This is a genomic window from Streptomyces sp. NPDC060366 (assembly GCF_042725135.1).
In the GTDB taxonomy this organism is placed as follows: Bacteria; Actinomycetota; Actinomycetes; order Streptomycetales; family Streptomycetaceae; genus Streptomyces.
On record NZ_JBHXDC010000002.1, the window covers coordinates 250,093 to 263,528 of the forward strand.

Sequence of the window (13,436 nt, forward strand, 5' to 3'; positions counted from 1 at the left end):
GTCCGCGTACGTCCCCCGGCCGCCGCCCCAACCAACCCCGCCGGCCGCGCTTTTGGCCCGGGGGGGCGCCGCGCGTGTTTACCTCCGCCCCCCCCCCCCGGCACCGACACAACACCGACCAGGTCGGCTTCTTGTTCAAGCGTGTTACTTCGGAGCCACGCCCTACGCCGCCGTGCGGCGCCCGCCGTCGGCGCCGCGCTCCGGCGGGCGGCCACGACGGCCGCCCCGGCTGCCGCGTCCGGAGCCGCCGGCCGCGCCCAGCCTGGACCCGCCGCCGCCGGCGCCCGCGCCGTTGCTCCGCCGGGCCGGCCGCGACGCGCGCGCCTTCTGCGGCTTCTGCACGGCGGCCTGCGGCACCTCGATGGTGATCGCGACGCCGGAGGGCTCGCGCGCACCGGTGAGCCGCGACAGTTCCTCGTCGGTCGACTTGACGCTGGCGGAGCGGGGCGCGATGCCCGCGTCCGACATCAGCCGCGACATGTCCCTCTTCTGCTCGGGCAGGACGAGCGTCACGACGCTGCCGGACTCACCGGCGCGCGCGGTGCGTCCGCCGCGGTGCAGATAGTCCTTGTGGTCGACGGGCGGGTCGACGTTGACGACCAGGTCGAGGTCGTCGACATGGATGCCGCGAGCCGCGACGTTCGTCGCGACGAGCACGGTGACCAGGCCGGTCTTGAACTGGTCGAGCGTGCGGTTGCGCTGCGGCTGGGAGCGCCCGCCGTGCAGGCCGGAGGCCCGTACGCCGCTGGCCAGCAGCCGCTTGACCAGCCGGTCCACGGCCCGCTTGGTGTCCAGGAACAGCAGCACCCGGCCCTCGCGGGCCGCGATGCGCATCGTGACGGCCTTCTTGTCGGTCTCGTCCATGACGTAAAGGACGTGGTGCTCCATCGTCGTGACCGCGCCCTGGGAGGGGTCGACGGAGTGGACGACGGGGTCGGTCAGGTACTGCCGTACGAGCCGGTCGATGTTCTTGTCGAGCGTCGCGGAGAACAGCATCCGCTGCCCGTCCGGCCGCACCTGCTTGAGCAGCGCGGTGACCTGCGGCATGAATCCCATGTCGGCCATCTGGTCCGCCTCGTCGAGGACCGTGATGGTGACCTGGTCCAGCCGGCAGTCGCCGCGCTCGATGAGGTCCTTGAGCCGTCCGGGTGTCGCCACGAGCACTTCGGCGCCGCGGCGGAGCTGTCCGGCCTGCTTGCTGATCGACAGGCCGCCGACGACGGTGGCCATGCGCAGGTTCACAGCGGTGGCGTACGGGGTGAGTGCGTCGGTGACCTGCTGGGCCAGCTCGCGCGTGGGCACCAGCACCATCGCGTACGGCGCGCGCGGCTCGGCGCGGCGGCCGGCGAGACGGGCCAGCATCGCGAGACCGAAGGCGAGGGTCTTGCCGGAGCCGGTACGGCCCCGGCCGAGGATGTCGCGGCCCGCGAGGGAGTTCGGGAGGGTGGCGCCCTGGATCGGGAAGGGCTCTGTCACACCGAGGGAGTTGAGGGTCTTGAGCAGGCCCGCGGGCATGTCGAGCTCGTCGAACGCCTCGACGGCGGGCAGCGCGGGGGTGATGGTTTCCGGCAGCGTGAACTCCTGCGGGCGCGCGACACGGCGGGCCGGCGCCTTCGCCGAGCCTTTCGCGGGGCCTTTCGCACGGGAGTTGACCGGGCGCTTGCCGGCCGGGCGGGGAGCGCGGGCCGGGCGTTCGGAGCGAGTCATTCGGTTAAAGAACCTTCCTGGGCCTGTGGACAGCACAAGCCGGGACCCGCACCGTGCAGGTGCGGGCCCCGGCTGCGAGGTACGCGTCCGGAAACTAGGCCGGGACGATGTTCTCCGCCTGCGGGCCCTTCTGGCCCTGCGTGACGTCGAACGAGACCTTCTGGCCCTCCTGGAGCTCACGGAAGCCCTGGGTGGCGATGTTCGAGTAGTGGGCGAAGACGTCGGCGCCGCCGCCGTCCTGCTCGATGAAGCCGAAGCCCTTTTCCGAGTTGAACCACTTCACGGTTCCAGTAGCCATGTCATTCTCCTAAAACAGGTGCAGAGACGAATCCGCACTTCACGGATTCCTCGTCGCCGCATTGAGCCCCATCCGGAGAAGCCGGCGAAAACAATAAAATGCGCCTGAGGAACATTCCCGTCAGGCGCACATAAAGTTCATGGGTACCAAAACTGCAACGCAGTCAGCCTAGCACGCCCTCGGGGCTTACGCGGATCCGACACACCCGGGCCCGCCGGGCGGATGTCGTGGCCGGTCACGGCGGTTCAGCTCCGTACGACGCCCCGCGCGCGGGCCGCGCCGAGCCACTGCGGGAATTCCGCGACGAGCCGGTCGTACAGCACGTCGTCCGGCACCTCTCGCGGGTCGAGTCCGGCGTGGAAGAAGCCCGCGTTGTCGACGGACCGCTTCTGCGGGACGGCCAACTCATCAAGTTTCTGAAGGAAGTTGAACTGCGAGCTGCGCTTGTTGCCGAAGCCCACGAACTGCCAGAACAGCGGGAGCTCGGCCGCCTTGCAGAGATAGCGCTCGGCGGCGAGTTTGTTGATCGGCCCGCCGTCGGTCTGGAAGACCACCAGGGCGGGCGCGGTGGACCCGCTGTCCAGATAGTGGTCGATCACCGCGTCCATGGCCAGGTGGTAGCTGGTCTTGCCCATGTGCCCGAGCCCGGCCACGATCCGGTCGATCCGGCCGTGGTGGTCCGCGAGTGAGATGTCCGTCTCGGCGTCGATGTCGGTGGAGAAGAACACGACGGGGACGACTCCGTCGTCGTCGAGATTCGCCGAGAGGCCGAGCACCCGGTCGGCGAAGGCCTGGACGCTGCCGTCCCGGTAGTACTCGCGCATCGACCCCGAGTAGTCGAGGACCAGATACACGGCCGCGCGCTGACCGCTCATGCCGTGCTTGCGCAGTGACACGCCCGCCGCGCGGTAGTGCTCGACGAGCGCGGGCGCGGTCTCCTCGATCTTGACGAGACTGATCGCGGGGCCTCCCGTGGAGGGCGCTGTGGTCATGAGTGCTGCCGTTCACTCGACGGGGCGCGGGGGGGTGTGTCGAGGTTACACAGCATCAGAAACACATGTCACGGCGCCCGCCGGTGTCCGGTCGGGGACTGGCGGGCGCCGTGTCTTGCGGAGGGTCCAGGGGACGTCCCCCGGGCCGTCACCGCCCGTACGCCGTTGTACGGGACGTCCAATCGGCCGTCAGACCGTGAGTGAGCGGTCCGTCGGGCGGATCGGGGCGTGCAGATCGCTCGCCCCGGTCAGATAGCGGTCGACGCCGCGCGCCGCCGAGCGGCCCTCGGCGATCGCCCACACGATCAGGGACTGACCGCGGCCCGCGTCACCGGCAACGTACACGCCGTCGACGTTGGTCGCGTACTCGGCGTCCCGTGCGATGTTCCCGCGCGCGTCCAGTTCGAGGCCGAACTGCTCGACCAGGCCGTTCTCCTGGTCGGTGCCGGTGAAGCCCATCGCCAGCGTGACCAGCTGGGCGGGGATCGTCCGCTCGGTGTCCGGCTTCGGCACCGGACGGCCGTCGGTGAACTCGACCTCGGTGAGGTGCAGCGACCGGACGTTGCCGTCCTCGTCGCCCTCGAAGTGGGTGGTGGAGACGGAGTAGATCCGCTCGCCGCCCTCCTCGTGCGCGGAGGTGACCTTGTAGAGCATCGGGAACGTCGGCCACGGCTGGTTCGGTGCCCGGTCCTCGCCCGGCCGGGGCATGATCTCCAGCTGGGTGACGGAGGCCGCGCCCTGGCGGTGCGCCGTACCGACGCAGTCGGCGCCGGTGTCACCGCCGCCGATGACCACGACGTGCTTGCCCTCGGCGGTGATCGGGGAGACCGTCAGGTCGCCCTCCTGCACCTTGTTGGCGAGCGGCAGGTACTCCATCGCGAAGTGGATGCCCTTGAGGTCGCGGCCGGGCACCGGCAGATCGCGCGAGACGGTGGCGCCGGCCGCGATGACCACGGCGTCGTGGCGCCTGCGGAGCTTCGCCGCGTCGACGTCGCGGCCGATCTCCGTCTCCGTACGGAACTTGGTGCCCTCCGCGCGCATCTGCTCGATACGGCGGTTGATGTGGGACTTCTCCATCTTGAACTCGGGGATGCCGTAGCGCAGCAGGCCGCCGATGCGGTCGGCGCGCTCGTACACGGCGACCGTGTGGCCGGCCCGGGTGAGCTGCTGGGCGGCGGCCAGTCCCGCCGGGCCGGAGCCGATGACGGCGACGGTCTTGCCGGAGAGCCGCTCCGGGGGGCGCGGGACGACGTCGCCGTTGTCCCACGCCTTGTCGATGATGGAGACCTCGACGTTCTTGATCGTGACGGCGGGCTGGTTGATGGCCAGCACGCACGCGGACTCGCACGGCGCCGGGCAGAGCCGGCCGGTGAACTCCGGGAAGTTGTTCGTGGCGTGCAGGCGTTCGCTCGCCGCCGTCCAGTCCTCGCGGTACGCGTAGTCGTTCCACTCGGGGATGAGATTGCCGAGCGGACAGCCGTTGTGGCAGAAGGGGATGCCGCAGTCCATGCAGCGCCCGGCCTGCTTGCTGATGATCGGGAGCAGCGAGCCCGGAACGTAGACCTCGTTCCAGTCGTTCTTGCGCTCGTCCACGGGGCGGGACTTGGCCAGCTCGCGCCCGGTGGTCAGGAAGCCCTTGGGGTCAGCCATTGGTCGCCGCCTCCATCATCTTCTCGGTGGTCTCCTGCTCGGAGAGACCGGCGAGCTCAGCGGCGTCCTTGGCGGCGAGCACTGCCTTGTAGGTGGAAGGAATGATCTTGCTGAAGCGGGCCGCCGAGGTGTCCCAGTCGGTCAGCAGCTTCTCGGCGACGGTGGAGCCGGTCTCCTCGTGGTGGCGGCGCACGACGTCGTGCAGCCACTCCTTGTCGCTGTCGGAGAGGTCGGTCTCGACAGCGCCGAGGTTGCCGGCGTTGACGTTGTCCGCGTCGAGGTCGACGACGTACGCGATCCCGCCGGACATGCCGGCCGCGAAGTTGCGGCCCGTCTCGCCGAGTACGACGGCGTGGCCGCCGGTCATGTACTCGCAGCCGTGGTCGCCGACGCCCTCGGAGACCACCGTGGCACCGGAGTTGCGGACGCAGAAGCGTTCGCCGGTGCGGCCGCGCAGGAACAGCTCGCCGCCGGTCGCGCCGTAGGCGATGGTGTTGCCCGCGATGGTCGAGTACTCGGCGAGATGGTCGGCACCCCGGTCGGGGCGGACGACGACCCGGCCGCCGGAGAGGCCCTTGCCGACGTAGTCGTTGGCGTCGCCCTCCAGGCGCAGCGTGACGCCGCGGGGCAGGAAGGCGCCGAAGGACTGGCCCGCCGAGCCGGTGAAGGTGATGTCGACGGTGTCGTCGGGCAGGCCCGCGCCGCCGAACCTCTTGGTCACCTCGTGGCCGAGCATGGTGCCGACGGTGCGGTTGATGTTGCGGATCGCGATCTGCGCGCGGACCGGCTGGGCGGCCTCGGCGCTCTCGGCACCGAGCGCGTCGGCGGCGAGCTTGATCAGCTGGTTGTCGAGCGCCTTGGCCAGTCCGTGGTCCTGCTCGACGATCCGGTGGCGTACGGCGCCGTCGGGCAGGTCCGGCACATGGAACAGCGGCTGGAGGTCCAGGCCCTGGGCCTTCCAGTGGTCCACGGCCCGCTCGGTGTCCAGGAACTCGGCGTGGCCGACGGCCTCTTCGAGGGTGCGGAAGCCCAGCTCGGCCAGGAGCTCGCGGACTTCCTCGGCGATGAACTCGAAGAAGTTGACGATGTATTCGGCCTTGCCCGAGAAGCGCTCGCGCAGCACCGGGTTCTGGGTGGCGATGCCCACCGGACAGGTGTCGAGGTGGCAGACGCGCATCATGACGCAGCCGGAGACGACGAGCGGCGCGGTGGCGAAGCCGAACTCCTCGGCGCCCAGCAGTGCGGCGACGACGACGTCCCGGCCGGTCTTGAGCTGGCCGTCGGTCTGCACGACGATGCGGTCGCGCAGCCCGTTGAGCAGCAGGGTCTGCTGGGTCTCGGCGAGGCCGAGCTCCCAGGGGCCGCCCGCGTGCTTGAGCGAGGTGAGCGGGGAGGCGCCCGTACCGCCGTCGTGTCCCGAGATCAGGACGACATCGGCGTGTGCCTTGGAGACACCGGCCGCGACCGTGCCGACGCCGACTTCGGAGACCAGCTTCACGTGGATGCGGGCGGCCGGGTTGGCGTTCTTGAGGTCGTGGATCAGCTGGGCGAGGTCTTCGATGGAGTAGATGTCGTGGTGCGGCGGCGGCGAGATGAGGCCGACGCCGGGCGTGGAGTGGCGGGTCTTGGCGACCCACGGGTAGACCTTGTGGCCGGGGAGCTGGCCGCCCTCGCCGGGCTTGGCGCCCTGCGCCATCTTGATCTGGATGTCGTCGGCGTTGACGAGGTACTCGCTGGTGACGCCGAAGCGGCCGGAGGCGACCTGCTTGATGGAGGAGCGGCGCCTCGGGTCGTGGAGCCGGTCGGCGTCCTCGCCGCCCTCGCCGGTGTTGGACTTGCCGCCGAGCTGGTTCATCGCGATGGCGAGGGTCTCGTGCGCCTCCTTGGAGATGGAGCCGTACGACATGGCTCCGGTGGAGAAGCGCTTGACGATCTCGGAGGCGGGCTCGACCTCGTCCAGGGCGACCGGCTCGCGGCCGGAGTCGAGGTTGAAGAGTCCGCGCAGCGTCATGAGGCGCTCGGACTGCTCGTTCACCCGGTCCGTGTACTGCTTGAAGATGTCGTAGCGGCGGTTGCGGGTGGCGTGCTGGAGGCGGAAGACCGTGTCCGGGTCGAAGAGGTGCGGTTCGCCCTCGCGGCGCCACTGGTACTCGCCGCCGATGTCGAGCGCGCGGTGCGACGCGGAGATGCCGGAGGCGGGGTAGGCCTTGGCGTGGCGGGCGGCGACCTCCTGGGCGACGATGTCGAGCCCGGCGCCGCCGATCTTGGTGGCCGTACCGCTGAAGTACTCGTCCACGAAGGCGTCGTCGAGGCCGACGGCCTCGAAGACCTGCGCCCCCCGGTAGGAGGCGACGGTGGAGATGCCCATCTTGGACATGACCTTCAGGACGCCCTTGCCGAGCGCGTGGATCAGGTTGCGCAGGGCGTGCTCGGGCTCCAGGCCCTCGATGAAGGTGCCCGCGCGGACGAGGTCCTCGACGGACTCCATCGCGAGGTACGGGTTGACGGCGGCGGCGCCGTATCCGATGAGCAGTGCGACGTGGTGCACCTCGCGTACGTCGCCGGCCTCGACCAGCAGTCCCACCTGGGTGCGCTGCTTGGTGCGGATGAGGTGGTGGTGCACGGCCGCGGTGAGCAGCAGGGACGGGATGGGCGCGTGCTCGGCGTCGGAGTGCCGGTCGGAGAGCACGATCATCCGCGCGCCGCCTTCGAGCGCGGCGTCGGTCTCGGCGCAGATCTCCTCGATACGGGCGGCCAGGGCCTCGCCGCCGCCGCCGACCCGGTAGAGGCCGGAGAGCGTGGCGGCGGTCATGCCGGGCATGTCGCCGTCGGCGTTGACGTGTATGAGCTTGGCCAGCTCGTCGTTGTCGATCACCGGGAAGGGCAGCGTGACGCTGCGGCAGGACGCGGCGGTCGGATCCAGGAGGTTGCCCTGGGGGCCGAGGGAGGAGCGCAGCGAGGTGACGAGCTCCTCGCGGATGGCGTCCAGCGGCGGGTTGGTGACCTGCGCGAACAGCTGGGTGAAGTAGTCGAAGAGCAGCCGGGGGCGCGCGGAGAGCGCGGCGATGGGGCTGTCGGTGCCCATGGAGCCGAGCGGTTCGCCGCCGGTGCGGGCCATCGGGGCGAGGATGATCCGCAGCTCTTCCTCGGTGTAGCCGAAGGTCTGCTGGCGGCGGGTGACGGAGGCGTGCGTGTGCACGATGTGCTCGCGCTCGGGCAGGTCCTCCAGCTCGATCTCGCCGGCTTCCAGCCACTCCTGGTACGGGTTCTCGGCGGCGAGTGTCGCCTTGATCTCGTCGTCCTCGATGATGCGGTGCTCGGCGGTGTCGACGAGGAACATCCGGCCGGGCTGGAGGCGGCCCTTGCGGACGACCTTGGCGGGGTCGATGTCGAGGACGCCGACCTCGGAGGAGAGGACGACGAGGCCGTCGTCGGTGACCCAGTAGCGGCCGGGGCGCAGTCCGTTGCGGTCGAGGACCGCGCCGACCTGGACGCCGTCGGTGAAGGTGACGCAGGCGGGGCCGTCCCAGGGCTCCATCATCGTGGAGTGGTACTGGTAGAAGGCGCGCCGGGCGGGGTCCATGGAGTCGTGGTTCTCCCACGCCTCGGGGACCATCATCAGCACGGAGTGCGGCAGCGACCGGCCGCCGAGGTGGAGCAGTTCCAGGACCTCGTCGAAGGACGCCGAGTCGGAGGCGTCGGGGGTGCAGACCGGGAAGGTCCGCTCCAGCGTCCGGGGGTCGTCACCGAACACGTCGGAGGCCAGCTGGGACTCGCGGGCCTTCATCCAGTTGCGGTTGCCCTTGACCGTGTTGATCTCGCCGTTGTGCGCGACGAAGCGGTACGGGTGGGCGAGCGGCCAGCTCGGGAAGGTGTTGGTGGAGAAGCGCGAGTGCACCACGGCGACGGCGGTGGCGAAGCGGCGGTCGGAGAGGTCGGGGAAGAAGGGCTCCAGCTGGCCGGTGGTCAGCATGCCCTTGTAGACGATCGTGCGGGCGGAGAGCGAGGGGAAGTAGATCCCGGCCTCGCGCTCGGCGCGCTTGCGCAGGACGAACGCCTTGCGGTCGAGGGCGATGCCCGAGCGCGTACCGGCGGCGACGAAGAGCTGGCGGAAGACCGGCATCGTGGAGCGCGCGATGGCACCGAGCATCTGGGGGGCGACCGGTACCTCGCGCCAGCCGAGGACGTCGATGCCTTCGTCGGCGGCGATCGTCTCGATCCGTGAGACGGCTTCGTCCGGGTTCTCGGCGGGCAGGAAAGCGATTCCGACGGCGTACGAACCGGCCTCGGGCAGCTCGAATCCGGAGACCTCGCGCAGGAACGCGTCCGGGATCTGGAGCAGGATGCCCGCGCCGTCACCCGAGTCGGGCTCGGAGCCGGTGGCGCCGCGGTGTTCGAGATTGCGCAGTACGGTCAGCGCCTGCTCGACCATCTCGTGGCCGGGCACACCGGTCAGGGTGGCCACGAACCCGACGCCACAGGCGTCGTGCTCGTTACGGGGGTCATACATGCCCTGCGCAGCGGGGCGGCCATCCATGGGCGACCAGGCGTCGAAACGCATCGGCTCTCCCGTCGTCGTCGTGGCATTTGCGATAAACCGAGGGACGACGTTGGCCCTGGGCAAAATTTCGTGCAGGTTACATGATGGGTCGGCTGCCCAGGAAGCGGATAACTGAATCCAGCATGTGGACGCCGCTCGTGACGGCGAAGGTGGGTCAGAGGTGATCAGAGGCGTACGGACCGCCGGACACCGGACCACGGCGGAGCGAGCTTCGTTGCCCGCAGCGCCTACGGCTCATGCCCGGAGTTCAAGCGTTCGAAACAACCGGGTAACGGCTAGATATGTGACGCCATGCATATTGTCCCACCCGAGTGGGGGAACCGCCGGGAGATGGTCGAGGGATGTTCGTCACCACAGTGACGCCACCGCCCCGACCGCGCAATATGTCGTACGCCGGGTGATCGGCCCGTCCGGGCCCGGCCCGGCACACGGTCCAGGCGCGGGCTCCTAGGCAGCCGTGTCCGGCGGACAGGACCTAGACGGTCGCGCCGAAGAGTGTGCCCAGACCGTACGTGAGGGCCGCCGCCGTACCGCCGAGGAGCAGCTGGCGCAGACCGCTGTACCACCAGCTGCGCGCCGTCACCCGGGCCACCAGCGCGCCGCAGGCGAAGAGGCCGACCAGCGCCACCAGCACGGCCGGCCACAGGACCGTCGCGCCCAGCAGATACGGCAGGACGGGCAGCAGCGCGCCCAGCGCGAAGGAGCCGAACGAGGACACGGCGGCGACCGTGGGCGAGGGCAGGTCGTCCGGGTCGATCCCCAGCTCCTCGCGCGCGTGGATCTCCAGCGCCAGCTCGGGGTCCTTCGAGAGCTGCGCCGCGACCTCGCGCGCCAGCTCCGGCTCGACACCGCGTGACACGTACAGATCGGCCAGCTCCGCCATCTCGTCCTTGGGGAACTTGCGCAGCTCGCGGCGCTCCACGTCCAGCTCGGCCTCGACGAGCTCGCGCTGGGACGCCACGGAGGTGTACTCCCCCGCCGCCATCGAGAACGCACCGGCCGCCAGGCCCGCGAGTCCGGTGATCACGATCGTCTGCCGGTCGACGGCGCCGCCCGCCACACCGGTCATCAGGGCCAGGTTCGAGACGAGGCCGTCCATCGCGCCGAACACCGCGGGACGCAGCCAGCCGCCGTTCACATCGCGGTGCGTGTGATTGTCACGGTGTGATCCGTGGAGCTGCGCCTCGTTGTCCATGACGGACACCGCTGTCCCCTTCCGGCTGGTCCCGCTGTCGTTGGGTGACGGGACACCCCGCCACGGCTTCGAAAATACGCACGAAACAAGGCCCCCGCCAGCAAGGAAGGCCATGCTTACCGGGGCACCAGCCGGGTGACAGCGGCGCCTGTCGGACTCCTCCGGGGCGCGGCGTGGGACGTATGGGAGGAACCGAGGGCCGCTCCGGGGCCCGATGCGTGCGAAAGGCCTCCGCGATGGAGTTGACTGCCTGCGGTCCCGGCGTTGGTCCGGACCCCGGTTCAGACCCCGGTTCAGACCTCGGTACGGACCCCGGTACGGACGCGGCCGGGTGCTCCGGCGCCGCCGCGCTCCGGGGGCGGGCGTGCGGCGCGCTGCTCGGGCTCGCCGTCGGCGACGCGCTCGGTGCCCCCGCCGAGAACATGCGCCCCTCCGAGATCCGCCGCCGCTGGGGCCGTATCGAAGGCTTCGTCACCGACAACCCGGCCGGCACCGACGACACCGAGTACGCGATCTTCTCCGGGCTCCTGCTGGCCCGACACGGCTCCGCCCTGACCGTCACGCATGTCGAGAACGCCTGGCACCACTGGCTGGCCGACCTCGACGAAGGGCCCTTCCGGGGAGCGGGGTTCAGCGAGCGCGGCACCCTGGAGAACCTGCGCAGGGGCCTCGCCGCCCCGATCACGGCCCAGCACCGCCACGCCTGGAGCGACGGGCTCGCGATGCGGGCGGCGCCGTTCGGCGTCTTCGCCGCCGGCCGCCCGGACGAGGCGGCCAGGCTCGTCGCGGTCGACGGCACGGTCAGCCACGAGGGCGAGGGCATCTACGGCGGCCAGGCGGTCGCGGCCGGGGTCGCCGCCGCGATGACGGGCGCGGGCCCCGCCTCGGTGGTCGCCGCCGCGCTCTCCGTGATCCCGATGGACTCCTGGACGGCCCGCTCGCTGCGCCGCGCGGTGGTCGCGGCGGGTCGTGAGTACCCCGACACTCTGACCATGGAACGCGCGGTCCGCTCGGCCGTCGTCATCGGCGGCTACCCGTGGACGGACCTGGCGCCGGAGGCGGTGGGCCTGGCGTTCGGCGCGTTCGCGGCGGCCCGCGGAGACTTCCGTACGTCGGTGCTGACGGCCGTCAACATGGGGCGCGACGCCGACACCACGGCGGCGGTCGCGGGCGCTCTGGCGGGGGCGGTGTCCGGTGTCCGGGCCGTACCCGAGGAGTGGGCGTCGGCGATCGGACCGGTACGGGGGAGCTGCCTGCCGTCGATGCGCGGCTACCACGTCCTGGACATCGCGGACCTCCTGACGCCGGACGACGACGCCCCGGTGTCGCCATGAGCGGCCCGCCGCCGACGCGGGAGGGCGCGGCCGGGCCCACGCCGGCACCGGTGGCCGAACCCACCACCGGACCGGACGCTCCCGGCCGAATCCCAGCCGTCCCGGCGATTGGGGTCCAACCGGCGCTTGCCCAAGCTCCAACGCGACCGGCGCTTGACGCCGAACCGGCGATCGTCCGACCCTCAGCCCGTCCGGCGATTGAGGACCCACCAGCCGTCACGCGGAGTGCGACCGGTCCGGCGCTTCACGACCAGCCGGCGGCCGGCCAACCCCCAGCCCGTCCGGCGATTGAGGACCCACCAGCCGTCACGCAGAGTGCGACCGGTCCGGCGCTTCACGACCAGCCGGCGGCCGGCCAACCCCCAGCCCGTCCGGCGATTGAGGACGAACCGGCCACCGGGCGGGACCCGGTCAGCACCGCCGTCAGCAGCGCCCCCCGTTGCGAACACCTCGCCCCCGACTCCCGCCGAGCACCCGGCAGGAACCCCGCACCGCGCTCTCCGCGCCCTCCGCGCCCCCCGCGCCACCGCGTCGAAGGGCTGCTGCTCGGACTCGCCGCCGGTGACGCCGCCGGGTGGCCCGCCGCCCGTCACCGCGCCGCCCGGATGCCCGAGTGGACGCGCCGCCTCACCCGCGAGCTCGACACCTTCGCCGAGCAGAACGCGACCACCACCCTCCCCGTCCCCATCGCCCTCAACCAGCCCCCCGAGCCGCTGCGGCTCGGCCCCTCCGACGACGCCGAGTGGGCGGCCCTCACCGCCGAGACCGTGCTCACCGCGTTCGGTGATCTCTTCCGCGGTCTCCCCGCCGACCGGCGGATGCGCGCGGCCGTCGACCTCGCCTGGAACACCCTCGCCGGCGAGATCGCCGCCGCCGCGGACCGGGCGCCCGAGGTCGAGTCCGCCGTACTGCCGCTGCGCGCCCGGATCTCCGTACGAGCCGGGCTCGGCAATCTCGCCACGGGTCTGCGCCCGCCCGCGACCGGCCACGACAATCCGCACTACTTCGACGACGCCGCGTGCGTACGGGCCGTGGTGCTGGCGGTCGTCCATCCGGGACGGCCGGCCGCCGCGGCCGAACTCGCCGAGTTCGACGCCCGCTACACCCAGGACGGCGACGGGGTGCACGGCGCCCGCGCGATGGCCGCCGCCGTCGCCGCGGCGCTCGGCGGCGCCGACACCGCGACGGCCGTCGCCGCCGCGCTCGAACAGCTCCCGCACTGCACGGAGATCGGCCGCAACGCGCGCCACGCACTCAAGCTGGCAGAGGACTTCGCGCACGAGGCTGCCGGTGCGTTCGCGCTCGTCCCGCTGCTGGAGCATCAGATCGTCGACCACGTCTACAGCTACGGAATCGCGGCGGCCGAGACGGTGCCGGTCGCCCTCGCGCTGACCGTCGCGTCCGGCGGGAACGTCGCCACCGCCGTGCCCGCCGCCGCGTGCCTCTCGCGGGTCGCGGACTCCGCCCCGGCGCTCGCCGGTGCGCTGACCGGTGCGCTCGGCGGGGGCGCGTCCGTGCCCGCGACCTGGCGCGACGCCTGCCGCACCCTGGCTGGCTGTGCGCTGCCCCGCCTCGCGGGTACGGACCTGGTCGAGCTCGCCGGGCTGTTGGCGCACACGCTGTGCCCGGGCGCGACCGATGCGACGGACGCGACTGACGCGACGGTTCCGACCGCCACGCACAACTCCCCGTAGCGCGG

The 13,436-nt window shown here is 71.5% G+C and carries 8 protein-coding genes; 2 read left to right on the forward strand and 6 right to left on the reverse strand.

The features are described from left to right. Positions 1-162: 162 nt before the first annotated feature. The 6 genes from ACFWHU_RS05850 to ACFWHU_RS05875 all read right to left on the reverse strand — a co-directional run bounded on the left by ACFWHU_RS05850 (position 163) and on the right by ACFWHU_RS05875 (position 10,403). A complete protein-coding gene (locus tag ACFWHU_RS05850; protein WP_387224101.1) occupies positions 163-1,707 on the reverse strand; it encodes a DEAD/DEAH box helicase in 1,545 nt (514 codons plus the stop codon). 94 nt (positions 1,708-1,801) lie between these two features. Beyond that, positions 1,802-2,005 (reverse strand): cold-shock protein, encoded by a 204-nt coding sequence (locus ACFWHU_RS05855; protein ID WP_015607926.1) that lies wholly within the window; start codon positions 2,003-2,005, stop codon positions 1,802-1,804. 245 nt (positions 2,006-2,250) lie between these two features. Further along, the gene (locus ACFWHU_RS05860) at positions 2,251-2,997 is read right to left on the reverse strand and encodes a vWA domain-containing protein (RefSeq protein ID WP_387224102.1); all 747 of its coding nucleotides are present in this window, start codon (positions 2,995-2,997) and stop codon (positions 2,251-2,253) included. Between the two features lie 189 nt (positions 2,998-3,186). Further along, the gene (locus ACFWHU_RS05865) at positions 3,187-4,647 is read right to left on the reverse strand and encodes a glutamate synthase subunit beta (protein WP_385801895.1); all 1,461 of its coding nucleotides are present in this window, start codon (positions 4,645-4,647) and stop codon (positions 3,187-3,189) included. Then, positions 4,640-9,208, reverse strand: a complete 4,569-nt coding sequence (gltB, locus tag ACFWHU_RS05870; protein WP_387224103.1) for a glutamate synthase large subunit — start codon at positions 9,206-9,208, stop codon at positions 4,640-4,642. Before gltB ends, ACFWHU_RS05865 begins: the two co-directional genes overlap by 8 nt. Before the next feature lie 475 nt (positions 9,209-9,683). Further along, a complete protein-coding gene (locus ACFWHU_RS05875; protein WP_385801918.1) occupies positions 9,684-10,403 on the reverse strand; it encodes a VIT1/CCC1 transporter family protein in 720 nt (239 codons plus the stop codon). A gap of 236 nt (positions 10,404-10,639) precedes the next feature. Here ACFWHU_RS05875 and ACFWHU_RS05880 point away from each other — a divergent pair, with 236 nt between their 5' ends. Beyond that, on the forward strand, positions 10,640-11,737 hold the full coding sequence (locus ACFWHU_RS05880) for an ADP-ribosylglycohydrolase family protein (protein WP_387224104.1): 1,098 nt from the start codon (positions 10,640-10,642) through the stop codon (positions 11,735-11,737). Positions 11,738-12,276: 539 nt separating this feature from the next. Next, positions 12,277-13,431, forward strand: coding sequence for an ADP-ribosylglycohydrolase family protein (locus tag ACFWHU_RS05885; protein WP_387224456.1), 1,155 nt, complete (start codon positions 12,277-12,279; stop codon positions 13,429-13,431). Positions 13,432-13,436: the final 5 nt, after the last annotated feature.